Below are 23,681 nucleotides of genomic sequence, written 5' to 3' on the forward strand. Positions count from 1 at the left end.
TAAACCGAAAAAAATTTACGAAGAAGTATCTGAAGCTATTTTAACAATGATTAAAAATGGTACGTTAAAACCTGGTGACAAACTACTCCCTGTGCATCAATTAGCTGAGCAGTTTCAAGTTGGCAGATCTGCTGTTCGTGAAGCGCTAAGTGCGCTAAGAGCGATGGGCTTAATTGAGATGAAACAAGGAGAAGGTACATATGTGAAGAACTTCGATTCTTCTTCATTAACGAAATCATTAAACAATAGATTATTAATGAAGAAAGAAGATATTTTGAATTTATTAGAAGTACGAAAGGTGCTTGAAGTGGGGGCAGTTCGAGTAGCGGCGGCAAAACGTACGGAAGATAATTTACAAAATATGAAACATTGGTTAGATGAAATGGCAAAGAGCATTGGAGATGAAAAGGCTGGCGAAAAAGCCGATTTTCAATTTCATATGGGAATTGCAGAGTCTTCGCATAATAGCATTTTGCTTGAGCTCATGAATCATGTTTCAGAGATGATTGCTGAAACGATTGGTGAATCAAGACGCATTATTTTATATGGTGAACAAACGACATCAGAACGACTTATAGAAGAGCATCAAGTTATATATGATGCGGTGTTAAAACAAGATGTAGAATTAGCGCAGCAAGCAATGCTAGATCACTTAACAAATGTAGAACATATTGTCACAGGTAAAAACGATATAAATTCGTAATTTAATCTTTTAAAAATTTAATTTTCTGATAAAATAGAGAAAGATTAAGTAAGCGTTTTCTTTAGAAGAGGGAGAGGATAGGCCATGGTTGAGCCTATTTCTTCTCTGCTAAGTCATCTGATGACCGTATGTTTGTTGGTGAAGTTGTAAAAAGGGGGAGTAATAGTTATGAAAGTTACTTTATTTGTTACTTGTTTAGTCGATATGTTTGAAACAAATGTCGGCAAAGCAACGGTTGAAGTGTTGGAGCGTTTAGGTTGTGAAATTGAATTTCCAGAAGCGCAAGTTTGTTGTGGTCAGCCTGCTTATAATAGCGGCCATGTAGAAGCAGCAAAAGAAGCAATGAAACATATGATTGAAACTTTCGAAGATGCAGAATATATTGTTACGCCATCTGGTTCTTGTGCGACAATGTTTCATGAGTATCCACATGTTTTCAAAGATGATCCAAAGTGGGCTAAACGTGCACAAAAAGTTGCTGATAAAACTTATGAATTTACACAGTTTATTGTGGATGTTTTAAAGGTTACTGATGTTGGTGCAAGTTTACCAGGGGTCGCTACTATTCATAAATCATGTCATATGACACGTATGCTTGGAATAAAAGAAGCACCAGGAATTTTATTATCAAATGTAAAAGGATTAACTGTGAGAGATTTGCCAAACGTGCAAAATTGTTGCGGGTTTGGGGGAACGTTTTCAGTTAAGATGACTCCAATTTCTGAGCAAATGGTAGACGAAAAAGTAGATAGTGTAATGGAAACAGGTGCAGATTATTTAATCGGTGCAGATTGTGGGTGTTTGTTAAACATTGGCGGACGTATTGAGCGTTTAGGAAAAGAAGTAAAAGTAATGCATATTGCTGAGGTACTGAATAGTCGCTCATGAAGGGGGAACATAAGCTATGTCTATGAAAATCAGTGAGAAAAAATTTAATGATCGCGTTGGTGATGGAATTCAAGATTCGTTTATGCGCGGAGCAGTATCTTCTGCACAAACGCGTTTATATACGAATCGCGTAAAAGCCGCAGATGAACTAGGAAACTGGGAAGAGTGGCGTGAACTAGGTGAACAAATTCGTCAACATACGTTAGAAAACCTTGATTATTACTTAATGCAGTTAAGTGAAAATGTATCAAAAAGAGGCGGACACGTGTACTTTGCGAAAACGAAAGAGGAAGCAGCAAAGTATATTCAAGACGTTGCAAAAAAGAAGCAGGCAAAAAAGGTAGTAAAATCAAAGTCGATGGTAACAGAAGAAATTAGTATGAACCATGCGCTTGAAGAGATTGGCTGTGAAGTGTTAGAGAGTGACTTAGGAGAGTATATCTTGCAAGTAGATAACGATCCACCTTCACATATTATTGCACCTGCACTTCATAAAAATAGAACGCAAATTCGCGATGTATTTAAAGAAAAGCTAGGCTATGAAAATTCTGATGACCCGTATGAAATGACAAAGTTTGTTCGTAAACAACTTCGTGAGAAATTTATGGATGCAGAAATTGGTGTAACTGGTTGTAACTTTGCTGTTGCAAATACTGGCTCTCTTTGTTTAGTAACGAATGAAGGTAATGCAGATCTTGTTATGTCAATTCCTAAAACACAAATAGCGGTAATGGGTATGGAACGTATGGTTCCGACAATGGAAGAATTAGATGTTTTAGTTGGTTTACTATGTCGTAGTGCAGTAGGTCAAAAATTAACAAGTTATGTAACAGTAGCGGGGCCAATTCAAGAAGAGGAAGTTGATGGACCTGAAGAATTTCATTTAGTTGTTGTTGATAATGGTCGCTCTCAAATTCTTGGATCTGAATTCCGTTCAGTATTACAATGTATTCGTTGCGCTGCTTGTGTTAATGTATGTCCTGTATATCGTCACGTTGGTGGACATTCATATGGATCGATTTACTCAGGACCAATCGGTGCGGTATTAACACCGCTTCTAGGTGGATATGATGATTACAAAGAGCTTCCTTATGCATCTAGTTTATGCGGAGCATGTACAGAAGCTTGTCCAGTAAAAATTCCATTGCATGATTTATTATTAAAACATCGTCAAGTCATCGTTGAGCAAGAAGGTCGTGCACCACTTGCAGAAAAACTGGCTATGAAAATGTTTAGTATGGGTGCTTCTTCAGCTGCTTTATATAAAATGGGTTCAAAAATGGCACCAGCGGCAATGAGTCCATTTACATCTGGTAATCGTGTATCAAAAGGTGTTGGACCACTTAAAAACTGGACGGATATTCGTGAATTCCCAGCTCCAAGTAAAGAACGATTCCGTGATTGGTATAAAGATCATAAGAAAGGCGGGGATAAATAATGACAGGATTAATTCAAAACCGTGATGCCTTTCTAGATAACATTGCAAAAGAACTTGGGCGCGCGCGTAAAACAGAAGGCGTAGAGCGTCCAGTATGGAAAAGTAATGTGAATATAGAAACGTTAAAAGATTATTCACAAGAAGAATTACTAGAAGTGTTTAAAGAGCAATGTACAAACATTCATACAACTGTAGTAGAAACGACAAACGACCGTTTAGGTGAAGACCTTCAAAAAGTAATCATGGAAAACGGCGGGGGACCTATTTTATTATCAGCAGATGCGCGTTTTGATGCATATGGTTTAACATCTTTATTTAAAGAAGAACTTCCAAAGCGAGATGTTGAAGTAAATGTATGGGATCCAGAGAGAAAAGACGAAAATATGCGTTTAGCTGAAAAAGCGAATATTGGTATTGCATTTAGTGATTATACATTAGCTGAATCTGGTACAATTGTTGTACAAAGTCATAAAGGTCAAGGGCGTTCTTTACACTTTTTACCGACTGTATATTTTGCTATTATTCCACGTGAAACACTTGTGCCTCGTATTACACAAGCAGTTCAGGATATGAACTCACGCGTAGAAAATGGGGAGACAGCGGCATCTTGTATTAACTTTATTACAGGGCCAAGTAACTCGGCTGACATCGAGATGAATCTTGTTGTCGGAGTACATGGACCATTAAAAGCAGTTTATTTCATCGTATAAAAGAGGGGAAAGCAGGCCAGGAAATGGCCTGCTTTTTAGTAGAATAAAGGATAATATGAAGTAGAAGTTCTCTCCTTTTTTTGCTATGTTTTTTGGGAAAGGAGAGGAAGGGATGTTCACTTATTTATATGCACTGTTAGCAGGGATGGTGTTTGGTTCTTTTTTTATGCTAGTTGCGATGAGGGTTCCATTAGGTGCTTCTATTATTACCCCGCGTTCACATTGTGATTATTGCAAATATGTGCTAAGGACAAAAGAACTAATCCCTATCATTTCATTTTATATACAAAGAGGCTGTTGTACGAATTGTAAGAGGAAAATTCCAATTATGTATGTAGCATTTGAATGTATAACAGGAGGTATATTTCTTCTTACAGTGTATATGATTGGAATAGAACGAGAGCTTATTATTATTTTATCCCTTTTTTCGCTACTTCTTATTATTTCAGTTACAGATTACTTATATATGTTAATTCCTGATTGTATTTTAATTTCGTTTGCCTTTTTACTCATTCTCGAAAGTGTTTTTGTACAATTAGTTACTTGGACAGATAGTATAGCTGGTAGTGGTGTTATATTTATTTTGTTATATTGCATGCAAAAGATATATCCAGAAGGGCTTGGCGGAGGAGATATAAAACTACTTTCGTTACTTGGATTTATAGTAGGAGTGAAAGGAGTTTTTATCGTTTTATTTTTAGCATCTTGTTTTAGTCTTTGTTTTTTCGGGATTGGTATCGGATTAAAACGTATAGAAGTACGAAAGCCAATTCCATTTGGTCCTTTTATTAGTCTCGGGGCAATATGTTATGTATTGGCCGCATATTCAAATTAGAGAGGGAATCGAAAATGAACGTATATATGGATGATCAAAGAAGTTGCCCGTTCGGGTATGTGCCCGCAACTACAGTAGAATGTGCTTTGCAAATGGTTCGGGATTATGATGTGAATATTCTTTCTCTTGATTTTAATATGGGATGGGGAGCGAAAAATGGACTGGATTTTGTAGAAGCTTTTTGTACAGAGGGGCTATATGTAAATGAAATTCACTTTCATACGAATGATGTTATCGGTATGCACAAGATGAAACAGAGAATGGATAAGGGAAAGGAAGAAGGAGAAATTACTCCTCACCTTGTTGTTAAATACGTGGGAAGCTAAAAACTCCAAAGTAAAACTTTGGAGTTTTTAATGCTTCATATGGGCTTGTAAAGGAATAATCTCTTCTTGTTGAGCTGTTGCGATTTCAGTTTCTTCCTGTTGAACTTCAGGCGTTTTCTTTGTTAAGTAGTGGTATACCATACCGACAAATACTGATCCGCCAATAATGTTACCAATTGTAACAGGAATTAAGTTATGAATAGCACCTGAAAAAGAAATTGTCTCAGGATGCGGTGAAACTAAAGATAAAGCAAAGAGTGATAAGTTTGCAATACTATGTTCGTAACCAGATAAGAAGAATGTGAAAACAAGTAGCATCATGACCATTATTTTTGCTGTGTCACCTTTAACCTGAGAAGGTAAGAAGCAAGCAAGACATACGAGCCAGTTACATAAAATGGCTTTAAAGAATAACTGCATTGTAGGTGTATTCATCTTTCCTTCAACGACTTTACTCATTAAGTGACCGTGATCAATTGCTTCAAAAATTCCAGTTGCGTAAAATAGTAAGGCAAAGAATAATGCGCCGGCTAAGTTACCTGCATAACAAGCAACCCAGTTACGAAGTGTATCAGAAATCGTTGTTTCTTTTCTTAAAGTTGCTACAGTAAAGTACATTGTGTTTCCAGTAAACAATTCAGCACCGCCATATATAATAAGTACGAGAGCAATCCCGAAAAACATAGAGGCAGATAAATAAGTTGCTGGTGAATCTGCAATGTGAAAAAAGTTACCTAATTTAAAACATAGTACAATAATAAAACCGATATAAATCCCCGCAAGTGCAGCACGAATGAAATATTGCATTGGGTTTGTATCTAGTATTTTCTTTTTGCTTTTAGCCAGTTTGACAACATAATCTAGTCCTTGTTCTAGCATGAGTAATACGCTCCTTTAGTAAATCTTCTATAAATACTCCTTATATGAATAAAGTACATGGAATTGTTCCTACTTTCAATGAGTTTGTGCAATGTTTCACAAAAAGGACATACATACATTAAGAAAACGTTTACAAAAGGTAGTATAATGGAATTTTTTCTGGACATTGCGAGGAAGAAAGGAAAAAGAAAAAGCGCTGTAATTACAGCGCTTTTTCGTCTAAATTCTTTTCCACTTTTACTTCTACTTCTTTTGAGAAGAACCAACCACCAACTGCGATTCCGACTAATACAATCCAGAATGTAAGCTTCCACGGAGTGGATTCTGGGAATGAATGTGGAATTACATTTAATGCAGGGTGTGCTAACGTATAAACTGCTAGCTTCACACCAACCCAACCTACAATTAAGAATGCTGCAGTTTCAAGCCCTGGTTTACGTTTTAAGATTTGTACGAAAGCAGTTGCTGCAAATCGCATAATGATTAATCCGATAAGTCCACCTACAAAGATAACAACGAATTGTCCAGTATCAAGACTACCAATTGTACCTAGTCCTGTTTTTGGTAAAGTCATTGCTAGTGCAACAGCAGCTAAAATTGAATCAACTGCGAAGGCGATATCAGCAACCTCAACTTTAAATACAGTCCACCAAAAGTTCTCTTGTTTTTTCTTTGCTTCTTTTTCTTCTGTTTCTTCATCTGTATTCTTTTTAACATATGTTTTAAATAAGTGATTACCAGCGATAAACATAAGGTAGATGGCACCGATTGCTTGCACTTGCCATACATCGACTAAGAACGAAATCATAAATAACGATCCAAATCGGAAAACGAATGCCCCCGCTAATCCGTAAAATAGTGCTTTCTTTCGTTTTTCTTCTGGTAAATGTTTTACCATAATTGCAAGAACAAGAGCGTTATCAGCCGCTAAAATCCCTTCAAGTGCAATTAGGATGAGTAATACCCAACCATACTCCAATAATAATGATACATCCATGTACATTCTCCTCTCATCTCTATAACTTCTAAATAAGTGAAGAATTTCCCCACTATTTAGTTTCCCCATACTCCTGCCTATTAACTTTGGAAGAATCTGGAAATGAATGCAAAAAAGACCTCTGCCGTTAATAGGCAAAGGTCTTGCTAGACATATGTAATAAAAATGCCAACAAAGCCGGAAGAACTAAGTTCTACGTAATGACGACTTTGTTTCCAAGATATATTCTTGGACGCTACTCCCCTTTGGAGATATGTTATTGTATTCTCATTATATGGATAATTTATACGGTTGTCAACCTGTTAAAATATCTTCATTCGGATATTTTATTTTTCGGTTCTTTTTACGAGCAAATGAAAATGCCAATGTTAAAGGACCCATTTTCCCAAAAAACATCATAAAAATAATAATCGCTTTTCCAATTATAGTTAAGTGGGGTGTTAAGTTCATACTGAGGCCAACAGTCCCAAATGCTGAAAATACTTCGAAAGCACTCATCAATAGAGGAACTCGTTCAGTAATACTCAAAATTAAAATAGCAAAAAAGATAAATGAAATAGAAATAATAGTAATGGTTAATGATTTGACAATGAGAGTATCTTTAATGGATTTTTTAAATACGACAATATCTTCTTGTTCTTGTAAAAATTTAAATACGCCAAAAAATATGATTAAAAATGTTGTTAACTTAATCCCCCCACCCGTTGAAGCACTACCAGCACCAATAAACATAAGTAGCATCATTAATAGCAGGGAAGGTTTTGACAATGTAGAAATATCAACTGTATTAAACCCGGCAGTTCGCGTTGAAATTGCTTGGAAATAAGAGGCCATTCCTTCTTCAAATGGGGTAAAACCTCTCATAGAAAGAGAGTTATGGAACTCGAATATAAAAATAAAAAGGGTAGCAATAATGTTGATGATTAGAGTAGAAGAGAGCATAAGTTTTGAATGTAGTGTAAGGTTTTTAAAGTTTTTCTTTCTTTTTATGTCTACGATCACTGTAAAACCAATTCCACCTAAAATGATGAGAGAGGAAATGACGAAATTGACAATAATGCTATGAGAATGGGACATTAAATTATCGCTCCACACAGAAAAACCAGCATTGTTAAAGGCTGAGATTGAATGGAAAAAACTATAATAGATCCCTTTGGTAACCCCGTATTTTGGTACCCACTCAAAAGAAAGAATTAAAGTAGCGATACATTCGACTGTAAAAGAGAATAAAAATAATGCTTTGGCAAGACGGATGACGCCGCCTATATTCGTTTGATTTAATGCTTGTTGTAATAAAATACGGTTTTGAAGACCGATTTTTCTGCCGAGCATAATCGCAATTAAGACAGCAAAGCTCATAATACCAAGTCCGCCAACTTGTATAAGCGTTAAAATGACACATTGTCCAAACAAAGTAAATACTTTTCCAGTGTCCACAACACCAAGCCCTGTAACCGTACAGGCAGAAACTGTTGTAAATAAAGCATCGAGCCATGAAATAGACGTTGTTGTAGCGATTGGAAGCTTTAATAAGCATGTACCTATAATTGATAACATGATAAAAGACAAAGTAAGAACGCGGGGAGGACTCATACGAATGTTAATCCGTTTCATGTTATATATCGTTCCTTTCTGTTTGCTCTTACTAGTATGTGAAAAAGTCCGATTATGTATGTGAAAAATAGAAAGAGGCAGAGAATATCTGCCTCTAAGCCATATGTTATATTATTATCCGCGTAATTGTTGTTGAGCTAAAGAAACAAGACGTTTTGTTACTTCACCGCCAACTGATCCGTTAGAACGAGATGCTGTATTAGACCCTAAGCTTACGCCGAATTCTTGTGCAATTTCATATTTAAATTGATCAAGTGCTTGTTCAGCACCTGGAACTAGTAATTTGTTTGTTTTTGCCATGATGATACACATCCTTATGAGTAATCCAGTCCAGATAAGTACTTATCTGAATTGGTACTGTTATTTTATGTGGAACCGGCGTGCTCATACGCGGAAGTAATCGGTGTGATTAGAAGTTATTGGATAGAAAAAAGAGTAGCAAATTTGCTACTCTTTTTTTAGTATTGTCGCTGTACCTTCCACGACAATATCATCCGATTGATTATATATATTTGTTTGCAACGTAATGATTTTTTTATCGTCACGCTTCTTAATAACCTCTGCCACAACGCGAAGTGTATCACCGATTTTGACAGGGGCACGGAATGAAACATTTTGGGATAAATAAATCGTATTTTTGCCTGGGAGTTTCGTTCCAAGGATGGTAGAAATAAAACTCGAAACGAGCATACCATGGGCAATGCGTTCTTTAAACATTGTCGTTTTTGCAAAAGAGTCTAAAATGTGAATAGGATTCACATCCCCAGTCAATTTTGCAAAATTGATAACATCTTCATCTGTAATTGTTTTTGTAAGGGATGCTTGATCACCGACTTGAATCTCATCATAACGAAGCTCCGGGACGGTTTGTGCTTCTTGAAATGGATTCATTTTGTCCTCCTTCTTTTCCATATCGAAAAATGCCAGCCATCTTGATGTAGTAGGAGGAAGAAAGAGTTTTGTTTGTGCTGCAGTTAGCTCCCACATTTTTCTTACTTGATGGAAGTAAATAGATTTTTTGAGTTTTCCTCGAACTTTTTTGCGAGTTCCAACTGTTTTGACTTGAACTCTTCCAAAAAACCTTCTAACTGTTTTTGAGCCTCTTCACGTTGTAATTGTTGTTGCTCAATAAATTGTTTTGTTGTTTCTTCAAATTGACCGCTTGTTTGTGTAAGAATTGACAAAGATGTTTTTGTAGGAGAAACAGTAAGTTGATGCATATGAGCAGAAAGTTCCTTCCATTTGTCCTGCCACTCGTTAATTTGATCATTTAAGGAGTTTCCAGTTAATTGTTTCACGTAATCTGTATATTGGTTGTTGAACTGAGCAGTGAGTTGTTGTAGTTCTTTTTCTAGTTCATCTACTCCTGATGTTAATTTATGCAAAGCGTCTTGTTGTTGTTTTAATGTTTCTAAAGTAAGCTGCTCTAATTGTTTCCCAGCTGAAGAGAAAAGGGAAAGTGATTGAGACCAGTTTTTCCAAAATGCATCGACTAATTCGTATGGTTTAGTTTCCATTATTTGACCCCCAAATGTTTTTTTGCATATTGTGAACGCAGATTACTCTGCTGTACCACCAGGTGAAGATGAAGAATCCTTTTCATCCTTTTCTGGAGAAGTAGAAAATGGAAAGAATGCATTGGTGTATAACGTGAAAAACGTTCGCAACATATTTTGATAATGTTCAAAAGAAGTCGCACATGTTGTTAAATATTGCTCTCCATATTCAGTTAAAGAATAAATTCTTTTTGCCGGCCCTCCATCGCTTGTATCCCAAGTAGAAGAAATAAGGTTTTCTTTTTCTAATTTGCGTAGTGTTCTATAAACATTACCTTGGTCAACAGAAGAAAAGCCGATATCCATTAGCATTTGAATAAGTTTGTAACCATGAAGACTCCAGTCTTTTAGACATAGAAGTAAGAAGGGAACTAAGAAGTTTTTTGGCATGGAGTTTGGTTGTTTCGCTTGGTTGCTCTCCAAACTTTCGCGTTGTTCTGGTTCATTTTGTAGCATGATTGTGCATCACCTCATGAATCAGTTAGATGGAATTTTTTGCTTATAAGTGCAATTTACACCTATCTGTTTTTAAAGTCAACACATTTGTTAGAAAATAGAAAAAAATAAAATATAGACTTGAAGTTTTATTCAGAATATTAGAAAATAGTGAATAGGTTGAATTGTTTCAAAAACGAAAAAAGGAGTGTAGGTAAAGTGATTGATCAAAAATTCGATCCACTACAAGCATGGAAAAATGCTTATGAACAAACCGAAACATTTTGGGGAAAAGCGCTCAATGAAACAATTAAAACAGAAGAATATTCTGCTTGGATGGGCAGCGTTCTAGATTTGAATTTGTTTTATCAAAAAGCATTAAATGATACGACAAAAAACTATTTAGAACAAGTAAATGTGCCGACGAAAGAGGATATCGCAAGAGTGGCTACGCTTGTTATTAACTTAGAAAATAAAGTAGATAACATTGAGGAGTTTCTAGAGGAGAAAGTCGATTCTTTAGGACAAGCTCCTACATTAAAGCGTGATGTGACGAAAGTGAAACAAGATATTCGTACGCTTGAAACAAAAGTAGATCAAATTTTAGAATTGCTAGAAAAGCAAAATGCAGTACTAGCTAAACTACAAGTACCTGTAAAAGAAGAGGTAAAGCCTACGAATAAGCCAGAAAATAAAAAATGATAAAAGCGCTTGTTTATAACAGATAAAAGAGAGAGGGAGAATCTCTTTTCACGTATAAACAGCGAAACATAATTATATATGGACTCTATAGTATGAGTACCAAAATGATTCATAACAATCGTTCACAAATTCATTTAAGGGGGAAAAGAAATGGTTCAATTAAATGGAAAAGTAGCAATCGTAACAGGTGGAGCAAAAGGAATTGGAAAAGCAATTACAGTAGCATTAGCACAAGAGGGAGCGAAAGTAGTTATTAACTATAATAGCAGTAAAGAAGCAGCTGAAAATTTAGTAAATGAATTAGGAAAAGACGGACATGATGTTTATGCAGTGCAAGCGGATGTTTCTAAAGTAGAAGATGCAAACCGACTTGTAGAAGAAGCTGTGAATCATTTTGGTAAAGTTGATATTCTTGTTAATAATGCTGGTATTACAAGAGATCGTACATTCAAAAAGTTAAATCGTGAAGATTGGGAGCGCGTAATTGACGTGAATTTAAGTAGCGTATTTAATACGACAAGCGCTGTTCTTCCATACATAACAGAAGCGGAAGAAGGAAGAATTATTAGCATTTCTTCTATTATTGGTCAAGCAGGTGGATTTGGCCAAACAAACTACTCAGCAGCAAAAGCAGGTATGCTAGGATTTACAAAATCGTTAGCGTTAGAACTTGCAAAAACAAATGTCACTGTAAACGCTATTTGCCCAGGATTTATTGATACTGAAATGGTAGCAGAAGTACCAGAAGAAGTACGTCAAAAAATCGTTGCAAAAATCCCGAAAAAACGTTTTGGTCAAGCTGATGAAATTGCAAAAGGTGTAGTATACCTATGCCGTGACGGTGCGTATATCACAGGTCAACAATTAAACATTAACGGCGGATTATATATGTAATGAAGCAAGAAAAAAGTGCATATCCATAGCAGGAATGCACTTCTTTTTTTTAGAAGGAAATCGACCAAAAAGGAGATAGAAAAATGACTACATTCGCAACAGAATGGGAAAAGCAATTAGAGCTATACCCAGAAGAGTACCGAAAAGCATACCGCCGAGTGAAAAGGGCGAGTGAAATTTTATTACGTGAACCAGAGCCGCAAGTAGGATTAACGCCGAAAGAGGTTATTTGGACGAAGAATAAGACGAAGCTTTATCGCTACATTCCAAAACAAGAAAAAACACAAAGAGTTCCAATTCTGTTAATATATGCTCTTATTAATAAACCATATATTATGGATTTAACTCCTGGAAATAGTTTAGTGGAATATCTAGTGGATCGTGGTTTTGATGTGTATATGCTTGATTGGGGCACATTTGGTTTAGAAGATAGTCATTTGAAATTTGATGATTTCGTGTTTGATTATATTGCAAAAGCCGTAAAAAAAGTAATGCGAACTGCGAAATCGGACGAGATTTCTTTACTTGGTTATTGCATGGGTGGAACGCTAACTTCTATTTATGCAGCGCTTCATCCGCACATGCCAATTCGTAACCTAATCTTTATGACAAGTCCTTTTGATTTCTCTGAAACAGGATTGTATGGTCCTTTATTAGATGAGAAATACTTCAATTTAGATAAAGCGGTTGATACATTTGGAAATATTCCGCCAGAAATGATTGATTTCGGAAACAAAATGTTAAAGCCAATTACGAACTTTGTTGGTCCATATGTTGCTTTAGTAGATCGTTCAGAGAATGAACGCTTCGTCGAAAGCTGGAGATTGGTTCAAAAGTGGGTTGGTGATGGTATTCCGTTCCCAGGTGAATCATACAGACAGTGGATTCGTGATTTTTATCAAAATAATAAATTGGTTAAGGGTGAACTCGTTATTCGCGGACAAAAGGTAGACCTTGCAAATATTAAGGCGAATGTCTTAAATATTTCTGGGAAACGTGATCATATCGCTTTGCCATGTCAAGTAGAAGCATTGCTAGATCATATTTCTAGCAATGATAAACAATATGTATGTTTACCGACAGGACATATGTCTATCGTTTACGGTGGAACAGCTGTAAAACAAACATATCCGACGATTGGAAATTGGCTTGAAGAGCGTTCTAATTAAAGATAAAAAATCCAACTAGCCTATGTTAGTTGGATTTTTTTATGAAAAATAACAAAACATAGAAAGGAGAAATTTATATTTTAGGAGTATAATTATGAAACTTATGATGGGTAAGTTGTTTTGGAATACAGGAGTTTCTGTACCTTGTTATCCACTGTTAGAAAATGATATGATATGTGATGTGCTCGTAGTCGGAAGCGGCGAAGCCGGTGCTCATATAGCGCATTCGTTAGCGAAAATTGGCATGAGTGTTACACTTATTGAAAAAAGAGCCATTGCATGTGGTAGCACAGCTGCTAATACAGGTTTACTACAATTTCTTCATGATAAATCGTTAACCTCTCTTATCCATACATTTGGTAAAGAAAAAGGGGTGCGAGCATATAAGCTTTGTTATGAAGCGCTAAGAACAATGGAAGCGGTAATACCGACTCTTGATATTAATCCCCATTTTATTCTGCGAAATAGTTTATATTATGCAAGTAAAAGTGAGGATGTCTCATTTTTACAAGAGGAGTACAATACGTTACAGAATTATGGATTTCCTGTTGAGTATTTTACAGCATCTGATATTAAGGAGCGTTATCCTTTTATAAAACAAGCGGCATTATATACACACGGTGATGCTGAGGTAAATCCGTATTTATTAGCACATAGTCTTTTGCATAAAGCAAACCAAATGGGAGCTAATATATATGAACATACAGAGGCAATACATATAAAAAAACGCAAAAATGATTTAATTTGTTACACGAAAACAGGGAATCAAATTGTAGCAAAGAATATTATTATGGCGACAGGTTATGAAGCGCTTTTTGGAAAGAAAGAAAAAAATACAACAGTAGACACCTCTTATGCAATTGTAACAAATGAAATAGATCAGTTTGAAGGCTGGCATGAGCGATCGTTAATTTGGGAAACGGCACGGCCCTACTTATATTTTCGAACGTATCAAAACCGCATTATTGTAGGCGGATTAGATGAAGCGATGCAAATTCAAACAATCGGTGATACGAAATTATTGCATAAGCGTGATATCCTTATTAATATTGTAAAAGAGATGTTCCCGCAGTATAAAAATATACAGGCAGACTACTATTGGGCAGCTGTATTTGGTGGTACTCATGATGGTCTTCCCATTTTAAAAGAAGATGAAAAGATACATAATTTATTTTACGCATTGCCGTATGGAGGTAATGGAACTGTATATGGAATGGTCTTTGCCAAATTATTTGAGCAGTTATTTACAAATAAAGAAAGTAAAGATTTTTCTTTATTTAATCGATAGAAAAAAGGTAGCGAAGTGATGGAATGAGAGATATAAAAAAGTTTTTACAAAAATTACGTCCTGTACAACTCATCGTTTTGTTTTATTTATTAGCGGTAGTTGTATCGGTGATATTGCTTAGTTTCCCGTTTGTTACGAAGCCCGGTGTGAAATGGACATTTATAGATGCTCTTTTTACATCGGTTAGTGCGGTAAGTGTTACGGGGCTGTCTGTTATTACGATTCCAGATACGTTTACTACGGCAGGAATTATTGTTTTAGCTCTTATTTTACAATTAGGCGGCTTAGGAATTATGGCGCTTGGTACATTTGTTTGGATCATTACGGGGAAAAAGATTGGTTTGCAAAGAAGAAGATTAATTATGGCAGATCATAATCAAGGAAATTTATCGGGTCTCGTAGAATTGATGCGTTCTATTTTAATTGTAATTATTTCGATAGAACTTATTGGAGCAATCTTATTAGGTACAAGATTTTTACTTTACTTTCCGACTTGGCAAGAAGCTTATTTTCACGGTTTCTTTGCAGCTGTTAGTGCGACTACGAACGGCGGATTTGATTTAACAGGACAGTCATTAATTCCGTATAAAAAAGATTATATTGTTCAAATGATTCATATGTTACTAATTATTTTAGGAGCGATTGGTTTCCCTGTGCTAATGGAAGTAAAGCAATTTCTTAGTAAAAGGCGACAACAATTATTCCGTTTTTCATTATTTACAAAATTGACGACAACAACATTTTTCGCACTCGTTGTTGTGGGTACAATTATGATTTTTTTACTGGAGAGAAATCATTTTTTAGTAGGAAAATCATGGCATGAAACTGTATTTTATACATTATTTCAATCTGTGACGACGCGAAGTGGTGGACTTGCAACAATGGATATACGTGAATTATCACAACCGACGCTTTTATTTATGAGTATATTAATGTTTATAGGGGCATCTCCAAGTTCGGTTGGGGGCGGAATACGTACAACTACATTTGCTGTTAGTATATTGTCACTATACACCTTTGCAAGGGGCGGTAGAACAGTTAGAGTCTTCAAACGTCAGCTACATGAAGAGGATGTACTGAAAGCATCTGTCGTTATGACGATGGGGATTTTGTTATGTGCTACTGCGCTATTCATTTTATCTATTACGGAAAATGTACCGCTTATGAGCTTAATTGTTGAAGTTTGTTCTGCTTTCGGAACGACGGGACTATCAACAGGTGTTACGCCTGATTTAACAACTGTTGGGAAACTTGTACTTATTGTGCTTATGTTTATCGGACGCGTTGGTATTTTAACATTTATTTTAGCTAGTGGTGGAAGGGAACAACCACCTCGCTATAAATACCCGAAAGAGCGGATTATTATTGGATAGTATGAAACCATTCTACCTACGTTAGGTAGAATGGTTTTTTAGTCGTTAATGCCAAATTGTGGATGCATAAAAGCTTCATTTTTATTATCCACTTCGTTTTTTAGTAACTCTTGATTTTCTTCTGAAATCCACCCAATATCATTTGTCGGATGGATCCACTCATCGCCAGCCATAATGGCAGGATCTACTTCATCACTCCAATTGTTAAGCGGACTGTTCTCGGAATTATATTTACTGTCTCCAATTACAACATTATATTGATTCACAAAAGGTTGTTGCATCGTTTTTCCTGTTCCTTTAAAAGATGGAAAATTCATTTGATGCGGGAGCGTTTCGTCTAAAATGGGTGATTGAATCTTTTCTTTTTTCTTCAAAATTATCGCTCCTTTTTATAATGATTTCTTCATATGTAGTATTTCCATCTAACGCCTCTTATGTACTTGTTAACACTTGCCAGTAATAATTATTTTAAGTTGTTTCAAACTAGAGTAGAAAGTGATTTCTTGAGAGCAGGTGAATGTATTGGTAAAAAGAAAAGTGAAACAAAATGCGGCAATCAATAATAATAAAACTCCGAAAGAAAGCTTACCAGATGCAGAATTTGCATTAGAGTATGAAGGAGAAAATAGCGCAAAGTATGCGAATCGTAATTCAAAAAAAGGGAAACAAAAATGAGGCGTTTTTTACAAACGCCTCATTTTTTTGTGGGATTATAAAGGTTTTTTTAATTATTTGTAAATTTAGTGTTTTCTATTAGCGGAAAAATGCGAAAAAACATAGAAGTAGCAACGTATTACACAAAAACAAACAACAAACAAAAGATTAATGTTGGTTTAATACTGCTTTTACACTAGTTGTTTATATTTGAGTTGTACATAAGATTTGTAAAAGGAGAGAGAAACAGTGAAAAAAACAATCTTTAAAGCTGTAGCGACTGGAATGGTATTTTCGTTATTAATGGGGTGTGGTGTAAAGAAGGAAGAAAGTGCTGGAGCGAAAGTGAAAGATGACAAATTATCTGGATCATTAACTGTTTACACAGCAATTGAAGAAGAACTTGTACCAATTTATCTTGATTCCTTTAAAAAGAAATATCCTGATGTGAAATTGAACATTGTACGTGATTCAACAGGAGTTATTACTGCGAAATTGCTAGCTGAAGGGAAAAATACACAAGCAGATGTTGTATGGGGAACTGCGGCATCAAGTCTATTAGCTTTAGATAAAAAAGATATGTTAAAAGGATACTCTCCAAAAGGAGCAGATCGTGTTCTTCCACAATTTAAAGATGATAAGCAACCTGAAAAATGGGTAGGAAATACTGCATTTATGACGGGGATTGCTGTAAATAAAGAAGAGTTAAAGAAGAAAAATTTACCGATGCCAGAATCATATGAAGATTTAACGAAACCAGAGTATAAAGGAACACTTGTTATGCCACATCCAGCATCATCTGGAACAGGATTTTTAACAGTTTCTGCATGGCTACAAATCATGGGTGAAGATAAAGGCTGGGATTACATGAAGAAACTTCATGATAATATGGCAAGTTATACGCATTCAGGATCAAAACCAGCGAAATTAGCAGGAGCGGGTGAATATCCAGTTGGCGTATCAATGGTTTATAGTGCTTTGAAAGAGAAACAAAAAGGTGCACCAGTTGAAGTTGTATTGCCGAAAGAAGGATTAGGTTGGGAAGTAGAAGCGAACGCACTTATTAAAAAAGATAATGCAAAAAATGAAAAATTAGCGCAAGCATTTTTAGATTGGGCGATTACTGATGATGTAATGAAGTTATACTTCGAGAAAAATGGATTTGCGACAATTAAAAATGATTATAAACTTCCAGATGGATTCCCTAAAGATGTAACAGAAAAGTTATACAAAAAGAATGACTTTAAGTGGGCAGCAGAAAATCGTGACAAAATTTTAGAAAAATGGGAAAAAGAGTTTGGCCAAAAAGCAGAACCGAAAAAGTAAGTGAGTGGGAGAGAGAAAAAATGAGCGAATATTTATCAATTCAACACATTCAAAAACAGTTTGATGCATTTACAGCGTTAAAAGATATTTCTTTTACTGTGAACAAAAATGAGTTTGTATGTTTATTAGGCCCAAGTGGTTGTGGGAAAACGACATTGCTTCGAATTTTAGCAGGTCTAGAAGAGGCAACAACAGGTAGTATAGCTGTGAATGGAAAAGATATTACAGCATTACCTCCTGGAAAGAGAAACTTCGGAATGGTGTTTCAATCGTATGCATTATTTCCGAATTTAACAGCACTTGAAAATATTGAATACGGCTTAAAGACAAAAAAATATGGAAAAGCAGAAGTAAAAGAGAAAGCGCTAGAGGCGTTAAAACTTGTAGATTTACTGAATGTAAAAGATAAATATCCTGCTCAAATGTCTGGTGGACAACAGCAGCGAGTGGCACTTGCACGTGCGCTCGCTCTGTCTCCAGATATTTTGTTACTTGATGAGCCGTTATCTGCTTTAGATGCGAAAGTACGTGAAAAGTTACGTAGAGAAATGCGTGATTTGCAAGAGAAAGTAGGAGTAACAACTATTATGGTCACGCATGATCAAGAAGAGGCATTAACGATGGCTGATAAAATTGTTGTAATGAATCATGCGGAAATTATGCAGATTGGAACACCAGAGGAGATTTATCAAAGACCAGCCAATCCGTTTGTGGCAGATTTTATTGGTTCTATTAATTTCTTTTCGAAAAATAACGAAGAGCATGCAATTCGTCCTGAACATGTAACAATTGTACAAAAGGACGGTATTAAAACAGTTGTGGAAAGTATGGAGTTTCGTGGATCTGTATATCGGACGGAAGTGCGAGTCGTAGAAGAAAACACATACCTTTATAATGAGAAAATTGTAGTGGATATATTAGCATCAGAAGTAGAAGTAGCTGATATTAGAAAAGGAAAGCCGATTCAAATCTCTTTCTCAGAAAATCATATGTTGTCATATGGAAAGAAGGTCATTGTATAGATGGAGATGTTAGAAAACTACAAGGTAGAAAGTGCGAAAAAAAAGATTAAGAGAAGTATAGGGAAAGAGGAATGGATCCAAAGGCTTGTAATTATTGGTATGATTCTTTCCTTCCTTATCATACTTGTATTACCACTATTACAACTATTTACACAAGCTTTTTATAATAAAGATGGAGTTTTCATTGGTTTAGCGAATTTCAGTAAATATTTCACAACACCGACTTTAGTTCAGTCTTTACAAAATACGGTATGGATTTCGGGCGCAACAACAATTATTTCAGTTTCAATTGCATTCGTTTACGCATATGCGATTGCCCGTACGAATGTTTTTGGAAAGCGTGTATTTCAGTATGTAGCGTTATTACCATTGTTTGCACCAACGATGATGCACGGTATAGCACTTACATATTTATTTGGTAATCAAGGGCTAGTAACGAAAGGAATGTTTGGGTTATTTGAAGGTATACAAATCCCTTTATATGGACCAGTAGGAATTGTAATAGCTGAAGTTATGTATACATTTCCGCAAGCCTTTCTCATATTACTAATTGCCTTTCAAGGATCCGATTATCGTTTATATGAAGCTTCTAATATGCTAGGGGCGAGTAAAACAAAACAATTTTTCACGGTTACTTTACCTAGTGTAAAGTACGGATTAATTAGTGCAATGTTTGTTGTGTTTACACTTAGTTTCACTGATTTTGGGGCACCAAAAATTGTTGGTGGACAATATAATGTGCTTGCTACTGACGTATACAAACAAGTAATTGGACAGCAAAATATGTCGATGGGTGCAACAGTTGGAATGATTTTATTAATCCCAGCTATATTCGCATTTGCAGTTGATCGTATTACGCAAAGAAAGCAGGCGAATTTCTTATCTTCAAAAGCAGTACCATACAGAATAATAGCTAATAAGAAAAGAGATGTCATCTCATTCATATACTGTAGTGTGATTACATTTATGATCATTTTGTTATTTGTGGCAGTTGGTATTGCTGCAAGTGTGAAAGTATGGCCATATAATATGAGTTTTACATTTGAGCATTTTAATTTTTCGAGTTTAACAGGAGATGGACTTGAAGCATTTAAAAATAGCGTAATTGTTTCAGCAGTTACAGCAGTTATTGGGGCGATTTTAACATTTGTATTTGCATATGCAATTGAGAAAATAGACCAGCTACAATTCTTCCGAAAAACAGGTTACTTTTTCTCTATCGTTCCTTTAGCCATACCAGGTTTAGTACTCGGATTAGGATATGTCTTTTTCTTTAGTCAACCAACGATTCAAATTTTGGGACTATCAGTAACGAACCCGTTTCATTCTTTATACGGAACAATCGCTGTGTTAGTACTAGTAAATATCATTCATTTTTATTCTGTAACATTTGTCACGGCAACGACTGCTTTAAAGAAATTAGATCGAGAGTTTGAGCTTGTTTCGCAGTCGATGGGTATTCCGTTTTATAAAACATTCTTTAGAGTAACGGTACCAATGTGTTTACCAGCAATTTTAGAAATGGTAATGTACTACTTCGTAAATTCAATGGTAACTGTATCGGCAGTTGTATTCCTATATGCAGCTGATTTTAAACTAGCTGCCGTATCAATCGTAAATATGGATGATGCAGGAAATGTGGCGCCAGCAGCTGCAATGAGTGTGCTTATTGTTGTTACAAATATTGTAGTAAGAGTTGTATATGAATGGGGAACGAAAGCACTTCGTAACCGAACTTCACAATGGCAAAAAAGATAAGTAAGAAAGGTGATGGACAGAATGAAAATTGAAGCAGTTATTTTTGATTGGGCAGGGACAACAGTTGATTACGGATGTTTTGCACCACTAGAAGTATTCATGGAGATTTTTCATAAACGGGGTGTAGCAATTACAGCAGAAGAAGCTCGTAAGCCAATGGGGTTATTAAAAATAGATCATGTAAGGGCACTTACTGAGATGCCTCGTATTGCGAGTGAGTGGAATCGTGTTTTCCGACAATTACCAACAGAAGCAGACATTCAGGAGATGTATGAAGAATTTGAAGAGATTCTCTTCGCTATTTTACCGCGCTATGCTTCGCCGATTAATGGAGTAAAAGAAGTGATTGCTTCTTTACGTGAAAGAGGAATTAAAATTGGTTCAACGACTGGTTATACGAGAGAAATGATGGATATTGTAGCAAAGGAAGCAGCGTTACAAGGATATAAACCTGATTTTCTTGTTACGCCAGATGATGTTCCAGCAGGCCGTCCATATCCATGGATGTGCTATAAAAATGCAATGGAACTTGGTGTGTATCCGATGAACCATATGATAAAAGTTGGGGACACAGTATCAGATATGAAAGAAGGTAGAAATGCTGGAATGTGGACAGTGGGTGTAATTCTTGGCAGTAGCGAGCTCGGTTTAACGGAAGAGGAAGTGGAGAATATGGATTCGGTAGAACTTCGTGAAAAAATAGAAGTAGTTCGCAATCGTTTCGTTGAAAATGGGGCGCACTTTACGATAGAAACGATGCAGGAACTCGAAAGCGTAATGGAACATATCGAGAAACAAGAACTTATTATTTCATAAAAGGGGAATAGGATCATGACTGAAAATCACTACTTATTATTAACACCAGGACCATTAACGACAACAAAATCAGTAAAAGAAGTTATGCTATACGATTGGTGTACGTGGGATGATGAATATAATACGATGGTGCAAGAAGTAAGAGCTAAACTTGTATCGTTAGCGACGAAGGAAGAAGAGAAATATACAACAGTGTTAATGCAAGGAAGCGGTACGTTTTCAGTTGAAGCAGTAATTGGTTCTGTTATTCCGGCAAATGGGAAGCTTCTCGTTTGTACAAATGGTGCGTACGGTAAGCGCATTGTGCAAATGGCAGAGATGTTACAGATTGATGTAGTGGTCAGTCAAACAGAAGAGTGGGAACCTACTAATATTGTAGAAGTAGAGAAGTTATTGCAAGAAGATAAAGAGATTACGCATATTGCAGTTGTTCATTGCGAAACGACGACAGGCATTATAAATCCAATTGTAGATGTATGTAAATTAGGAAAACAGTATGGAAAGGTTACAATTGTTGATGCGATGAGTAGTTTCGGCGGGATTGAAATAGACATTGCTGATTTACAAATTGATTTTTTAATTAGTAGTGCGAATAAGTGTATTCAAGGGGTTCCTGGATTCGGATTTGTAATCGCAAAACGTGATGAATTATTGAAGTGTAAAGGGCAAGGACGCTCTTTATCTCTTGATTTATATGATCAATGGGAAACGATGGAAAAACAAAATGGGAAATGGCGTTTTACTTCACCTACACATGTTGTACATGCTTTTTATCAAGCACTACTTGAACTAGAAAAAGAGGGAGGAGTAAGAGCGCGTTACAATCGATATTACAACAATCAAAAACTACTAGTAAATAGAATGGGAGAAATCGGATTTAAGCCACTAGTAGATGAGGAATATCAATCTCCTATTATTACATCTTTCATTTATCCAAAAGAGGGATTCGAGTTTCAACAGTTATATAACGAATTAAAGCGTTATGGATTTGTTATTTACCCTGGAAAAATTTCGAAAGTAGATACGTTCCGCATTGGAAATATCGGTGATGTACATGAAGAAGATATTAATCGCTTAGTTGATAGTATTGCTAAAGGAGCTGTTATTGGGTGAAAGTATTTTGCTTAGGTGGAGCAGGTAAAATTTGTCGCGAAGCTATTTTGGATTTAGTTCAATTTTCATCTTTTGAGACAATTACAGTAGCTGATTTTAACGAGGTAGAGGGCCGTAAAGTAGTAGAATGGCTCAACGACCCTCGTGTTGATTTTGTAAAAGTAGATGTAAAGAATCACGAGGATACGGTTGCAAAAATGATTGGTTATGACATTGTAATGGACGGTACGACGATAAAGTTAAACAGATTGTCGACCCGCTGTATTGCAGAAGCAGGCTGTCACGGTGTGAACTTAAATGGATTTGGTGAAGAAAATGAATCGCATGCTATATTTGTTGAAAATGAAAAGATATGTTTACCTGGATTTGGCATGACGCCAGGTGTAACGCAAATGATGGCAATGCATGCAGCAAATCAATTGGATACTGTAGAGTCTGTCCATGTAAGTCACGGTTCGTATCGTCCGATTGCTTTTTCTGCATCAATTACAGAGACAACGACATATGAATATGATCCATATTTACCATCGCGTACAGTGTATGAAGATGGTGAATTTAAGCAAGTACCTCCGTTTGCGCGTCCGAGAGAAATAGAATTGCCAGAGCCTTATGGTAAGGCAACGCAGTATATCATTCCGCATTCTGAAACGATTACGCTAGCAAAGGCATTAGAAAATAAAGGTGTCAAACTGATAGAGACGAGAGGAACTTGGCCACAGCAAAATATGCAACTTGTACGTGCTTTATATGATTACGGCATATTGCGTAATGATCAGATTGAAATAAACGGGAAAGAAATAGGCATTATGGATTGTATTTCACAGTATTTATTGCAATCGAAAGAAGGGCAAGAAACAGAGCTTTATGGTTATGCACTTCATGTAGAAGTAATAGGTATGAAAAATAATGAGAAGCAAAGACATGTGTTATATCATACACATCCGTTATCTGATGGTTCTGTTGTAGGATGGGAAAAATTAAGAGCGTATACGAGAAACGTCGGTATTCCATTTGGGATTGCTGCAGAGTTAATTGCAAATGGAAATGTAAATAGGGTGGGTGTTGTTACGCCTGAAGAAGCCTTTGAAAATCCACAATTGATTTTTGATGAGCTAGCAAAGCGCGGTATTCATATTCATGAAGAAGTTTCTACTTATAAAGAAAATTATAGCTTTGTATAAGTAA

General features: G+C 36.0%; 26 protein-coding genes and 1 riboswitch. Of the genes, 18 read left to right on the forward strand and 8 right to left on the reverse strand.

All coding sequences use genetic code 11. The features are described from left to right. The first annotated feature begins 13 nt into the window (after positions 1 to 13). From NST86_RS06720 to NST86_RS06745, 6 genes are all read left to right on the forward strand, one after another. Complete coding sequence (locus NST86_RS06720; protein ID WP_254904472.1) at positions 14 to 703, forward strand: FadR/GntR family transcriptional regulator; 690 nt, start codon at positions 14 to 16, stop codon at positions 701 to 703. Between the two features lie 168 nt (positions 704 to 871). Beyond that, positions 872 to 1,591, forward strand: coding sequence for a (Fe-S)-binding protein (locus tag NST86_RS06725; protein WP_000869150.1), 720 nt, complete (start codon positions 872 to 874; stop codon positions 1,589 to 1,591). A gap of 16 nt (positions 1,592 to 1,607) precedes the next feature. After that, a complete protein-coding gene (locus NST86_RS06730) occupies positions 1,608 to 3,029 on the forward strand; it encodes a LutB/LldF family L-lactate oxidation iron-sulfur protein (RefSeq protein WP_086423853.1) in 1,422 nt (473 codons plus the stop codon). Continuing rightward, positions 3,029 to 3,739 carry a LutC/YkgG family protein gene (locus NST86_RS06735; RefSeq protein ID WP_000147183.1) on the forward strand — a complete coding sequence of 237 codons (711 nt, stop codon included), beginning with the start codon at positions 3,029 to 3,031 and terminating at the stop codon, positions 3,737 to 3,739. Before NST86_RS06730 ends, NST86_RS06735 begins: the two co-directional genes overlap by 1 nt. 112 nt (positions 3,740 to 3,851) lie before the next feature. Further along, complete coding sequence (locus NST86_RS06740; protein ID WP_000495716.1) at positions 3,852 to 4,574, forward strand: prepilin peptidase; 723 nt, start codon at positions 3,852 to 3,854, stop codon at positions 4,572 to 4,574. Positions 4,575 to 4,588: 14 nt separating this feature from the next. Continuing rightward, positions 4,589 to 4,900: a cyclic-phosphate processing receiver domain-containing protein gene (locus NST86_RS06745; protein WP_001103761.1), complete on the forward strand. Its 312-nt coding sequence runs from the start codon at positions 4,589 to 4,591 to the stop codon at positions 4,898 to 4,900. A 27-nt stretch (positions 4,901 to 4,927) separates the two neighbouring features. On the opposite strand, the gene NST86_RS06750 is transcribed toward NST86_RS06745, so the two are convergent. The 7 genes from NST86_RS06750 to phaQ form a co-directional block, all read right to left on the reverse strand. Next, positions 4,928 to 5,779 (reverse strand): formate/nitrite transporter family protein, encoded by an 852-nt coding sequence (locus NST86_RS06750; RefSeq protein ID WP_000893029.1) that lies wholly within the window; start codon positions 5,777 to 5,779, stop codon positions 4,928 to 4,930. A 202-nt stretch (positions 5,780 to 5,981) separates the two neighbouring features. After that, complete coding sequence (locus tag NST86_RS06755) at positions 5,982 to 6,776, reverse strand: TerC family protein (protein WP_000383326.1); 795 nt, start codon at positions 6,774 to 6,776, stop codon at positions 5,982 to 5,984. An 82-nt stretch (positions 6,777 to 6,858) separates the two neighbouring features. Continuing rightward, positions 6,859 to 7,032, reverse strand: a riboswitch (yybP-ykoY riboswitch). A 38-nt stretch (positions 7,033 to 7,070) separates the two neighbouring features. Then, positions 7,071 to 8,390: a TrkH family potassium uptake protein gene (locus NST86_RS06760; RefSeq protein ID WP_000822339.1), complete on the reverse strand. Its 1,320-nt coding sequence runs from the start codon at positions 8,388 to 8,390 to the stop codon at positions 7,071 to 7,073. Between the two features lie 114 nt (positions 8,391 to 8,504). Continuing rightward, positions 8,505 to 8,690: an alpha/beta-type small acid-soluble spore protein gene (locus NST86_RS06765; RefSeq protein ID WP_001140707.1), complete on the reverse strand. Its 186-nt coding sequence runs from the start codon at positions 8,688 to 8,690 to the stop codon at positions 8,505 to 8,507. A gap of 147 nt (positions 8,691 to 8,837) precedes the next feature. Further along, positions 8,838 to 9,281, reverse strand: coding sequence for a MaoC family dehydratase (locus tag NST86_RS06770; protein ID WP_001067916.1), 444 nt, complete (start codon positions 9,279 to 9,281; stop codon positions 8,838 to 8,840). 101 nt (positions 9,282 to 9,382) lie between these two features. After that, positions 9,383 to 9,907, reverse strand: a complete 525-nt coding sequence (gene phaP, locus NST86_RS06775; protein WP_000448594.1) for a polyhydroxyalkanoic acid inclusion protein PhaP — start codon at positions 9,905 to 9,907, stop codon at positions 9,383 to 9,385. 42 nt (positions 9,908 to 9,949) lie between these two features. Continuing rightward, positions 9,950 to 10,402: a poly-beta-hydroxybutyrate-responsive repressor gene (gene phaQ / locus NST86_RS06780; RefSeq protein ID WP_000939955.1), complete on the reverse strand. Its 453-nt coding sequence runs from the start codon at positions 10,400 to 10,402 to the stop codon at positions 9,950 to 9,952. A 198-nt stretch (positions 10,403 to 10,600) separates the two neighbouring features. On the opposite strand from phaQ, the gene phaR reads away from it, so the two are divergent. From phaR to NST86_RS06805, 5 genes are all read left to right on the forward strand, one after another. Next, positions 10,601 to 11,083 (forward strand): polyhydroxyalkanoic acid synthase subunit PhaR, encoded by a 483-nt coding sequence (gene phaR / locus NST86_RS06785; RefSeq protein WP_061662870.1) that lies wholly within the window; start codon positions 10,601 to 10,603, stop codon positions 11,081 to 11,083. Positions 11,084 to 11,233: 150 nt separating this feature from the next. Continuing rightward, positions 11,234 to 11,977: an acetoacetyl-CoA reductase gene (locus NST86_RS06790; RefSeq protein ID WP_000250407.1), complete on the forward strand. Its 744-nt coding sequence runs from the start codon at positions 11,234 to 11,236 to the stop codon at positions 11,975 to 11,977. Between the two features lie 83 nt (positions 11,978 to 12,060). Further along, positions 12,061 to 13,146 carry a class III poly(R)-hydroxyalkanoic acid synthase subunit PhaC gene (gene phaC, locus NST86_RS06795; RefSeq protein ID WP_000206333.1) on the forward strand — a complete coding sequence of 362 codons (1,086 nt, stop codon included), beginning with the start codon at positions 12,061 to 12,063 and terminating at the stop codon, positions 13,144 to 13,146. 94 nt (positions 13,147 to 13,240) lie between these two features. Then, positions 13,241 to 14,434 (forward strand): NAD(P)/FAD-dependent oxidoreductase, encoded by a 1,194-nt coding sequence (locus NST86_RS06800; RefSeq protein ID WP_016117447.1) that lies wholly within the window; start codon positions 13,241 to 13,243, stop codon positions 14,432 to 14,434. Between the two features lie 23 nt (positions 14,435 to 14,457). Further along, positions 14,458 to 15,807 carry a TrkH family potassium uptake protein gene (locus tag NST86_RS06805; protein WP_016117448.1) on the forward strand — a complete coding sequence of 450 codons (1,350 nt, stop codon included), beginning with the start codon at positions 14,458 to 14,460 and terminating at the stop codon, positions 15,805 to 15,807. A 38-nt stretch (positions 15,808 to 15,845) separates the two neighbouring features. Here NST86_RS06805 and NST86_RS06810 read toward each other — a convergent pair whose 3' ends face one another. Then, positions 15,846 to 16,181, reverse strand: a complete 336-nt coding sequence (locus NST86_RS06810) for a DUF3905 domain-containing protein (RefSeq protein WP_000726028.1) — start codon at positions 16,179 to 16,181, stop codon at positions 15,846 to 15,848. Positions 16,182 to 16,329: 148 nt separating this feature from the next. Here NST86_RS06810 and NST86_RS06815 point away from each other — a divergent pair, with 148 nt between their 5' ends. The 7 genes from NST86_RS06815 to NST86_RS06845 all read left to right on the forward strand — a co-directional run bounded on the left by NST86_RS06815 (position 16,330) and on the right by NST86_RS06845 (position 23,677). Then, the gene (locus tag NST86_RS06815) at positions 16,330 to 16,482 is read left to right on the forward strand and encodes a hypothetical protein (protein WP_000240799.1); all 153 of its coding nucleotides are present in this window, start codon (positions 16,330 to 16,332) and stop codon (positions 16,480 to 16,482) included. Between the two features lie 228 nt (positions 16,483 to 16,710). Next, positions 16,711 to 17,787: a putative 2-aminoethylphosphonate ABC transporter substrate-binding protein gene (locus NST86_RS06820; RefSeq protein ID WP_061662871.1), complete on the forward strand. Its 1,077-nt coding sequence runs from the start codon at positions 16,711 to 16,713 to the stop codon at positions 17,785 to 17,787. A 20-nt stretch (positions 17,788 to 17,807) separates the two neighbouring features. After that, on the forward strand, positions 17,808 to 18,809 hold the full coding sequence (locus tag NST86_RS06825; RefSeq protein ID WP_000006191.1) for a putative 2-aminoethylphosphonate ABC transporter ATP-binding protein: 1,002 nt from the start codon (positions 17,808 to 17,810) through the stop codon (positions 18,807 to 18,809). Continuing rightward, the gene (locus tag NST86_RS06830) at positions 18,810 to 20,567 is read left to right on the forward strand and encodes a putative 2-aminoethylphosphonate ABC transporter permease subunit (protein WP_000425514.1); all 1,758 of its coding nucleotides are present in this window, start codon (positions 18,810 to 18,812) and stop codon (positions 20,565 to 20,567) included. A 21-nt stretch (positions 20,568 to 20,588) separates the two neighbouring features. Next, entirely contained in the window at positions 20,589 to 21,383 is a 795-nt protein-coding gene (gene phnX / locus NST86_RS06835; protein WP_000687366.1) for a phosphonoacetaldehyde hydrolase, read from the forward strand. Between the two features lie 15 nt (positions 21,384 to 21,398). Further along, the gene (gene phnW / locus NST86_RS06840; RefSeq protein WP_000138231.1) at positions 21,399 to 22,496 is read left to right on the forward strand and encodes a 2-aminoethylphosphonate--pyruvate transaminase; all 1,098 of its coding nucleotides are present in this window, start codon (positions 21,399 to 21,401) and stop codon (positions 22,494 to 22,496) included. Further along, a complete protein-coding gene (locus tag NST86_RS06845) occupies positions 22,493 to 23,677 on the forward strand; it encodes a saccharopine dehydrogenase family protein (protein WP_061662872.1) in 1,185 nt (394 codons plus the stop codon). Before phnW ends, NST86_RS06845 begins: the two co-directional genes overlap by 4 nt. Positions 23,678 to 23,681 lie beyond the last annotated feature (4 nt).

The sequence above is a fragment of the Bacillus sp. FSL L8-0199 genome (genome assembly GCF_038005705.1).
GTDB classification, from domain to species: Bacteria; Bacillota; Bacilli; order Bacillales; family Bacillaceae_G; genus Bacillus_A; species Bacillus_A cereus.

What these genes read in the sequence shown, in the direction of transcription:
- NST86_RS06805 (WP_016117448.1), top strand. Translation starts at nt 14,458, where the DNA reads ATGAGAGATATAAAAAAGTTTTTACAAAAATTACGTCCTGTACAACTC.
- NST86_RS06790 (WP_000250407.1), top strand. Translation starts at nt 11,234, where the DNA reads ATGGTTCAATTAAATGGAAAAGTAGCAATCGTAACAGGTGGAGCAAAA.
- NST86_RS06765 (WP_001140707.1), bottom strand. Translation starts at nt 8,690, where the DNA reads ATGGCAAAAACAAACAAATTACTAGTTCCAGGTGCTGAACAAGCACTT.
- NST86_RS06745 (WP_001103761.1), top strand. Translation starts at nt 4,589, where the DNA reads ATGAACGTATATATGGATGATCAAAGAAGTTGCCCGTTCGGGTATGTG.
- NST86_RS06740 (WP_000495716.1), top strand. Translation starts at nt 3,852, where the DNA reads ATGTTCACTTATTTATATGCACTGTTAGCAGGGATGGTGTTTGGTTCT.
- NST86_RS06750 (WP_000893029.1), bottom strand. Translation starts at nt 5,779, where the DNA reads ATGCTAGAACAAGGACTAGATTATGTTGTCAAACTGGCTAAAAGCAAA.
- NST86_RS06735 (WP_000147183.1), top strand. Translation starts at nt 3,029, where the DNA reads ATGACAGGATTAATTCAAAACCGTGATGCCTTTCTAGATAACATTGCA.
- NST86_RS06800 (WP_016117447.1), top strand. Translation starts at nt 13,241, where the DNA reads ATGAAACTTATGATGGGTAAGTTGTTTTGGAATACAGGAGTTTCTGTA.
- NST86_RS06770 (WP_001067916.1), bottom strand. Translation starts at nt 9,281, where the DNA reads ATGAATCCATTTCAAGAAGCACAAACCGTCCCGGAGCTTCGTTATGAT.
- NST86_RS06755 (WP_000383326.1), bottom strand. Translation starts at nt 6,776, where the DNA reads ATGGATGTATCATTATTATTGGAGTATGGTTGGGTATTACTCATCCTA.
- NST86_RS06725 (WP_000869150.1), top strand. Translation starts at nt 872, where the DNA reads ATGAAAGTTACTTTATTTGTTACTTGTTTAGTCGATATGTTTGAAACA.
- phaC (WP_000206333.1), top strand. Translation starts at nt 12,061, where the DNA reads ATGACTACATTCGCAACAGAATGGGAAAAGCAATTAGAGCTATACCCA.
- phnX (WP_000687366.1), top strand. Translation starts at nt 20,589, where the DNA reads ATGAAAATTGAAGCAGTTATTTTTGATTGGGCAGGGACAACAGTTGAT.
- NST86_RS06730 (WP_086423853.1), top strand. Translation starts at nt 1,608, where the DNA reads ATGTCTATGAAAATCAGTGAGAAAAAATTTAATGATCGCGTTGGTGAT.
- NST86_RS06825 (WP_000006191.1), top strand. Translation starts at nt 17,808, where the DNA reads ATGAGCGAATATTTATCAATTCAACACATTCAAAAACAGTTTGATGCA.
- phaQ (WP_000939955.1), bottom strand. Translation starts at nt 10,402, where the DNA reads ATGCTACAAAATGAACCAGAACAACGCGAAAGTTTGGAGAGCAACCAA.
- NST86_RS06760 (WP_000822339.1), bottom strand. Translation starts at nt 8,390, where the DNA reads ATGAAACGGATTAACATTCGTATGAGTCCTCCCCGCGTTCTTACTTTG.
- NST86_RS06830 (WP_000425514.1), top strand. Translation starts at nt 18,810, where the DNA reads ATGGAGATGTTAGAAAACTACAAGGTAGAAAGTGCGAAAAAAAAGATT.
- phaP (WP_000448594.1), bottom strand. Translation starts at nt 9,907, where the DNA reads ATGGAAACTAAACCATACGAATTAGTCGATGCATTTTGGAAAAACTGG.
- phnW (WP_000138231.1), top strand. Translation starts at nt 21,399, where the DNA reads ATGACTGAAAATCACTACTTATTATTAACACCAGGACCATTAACGACA.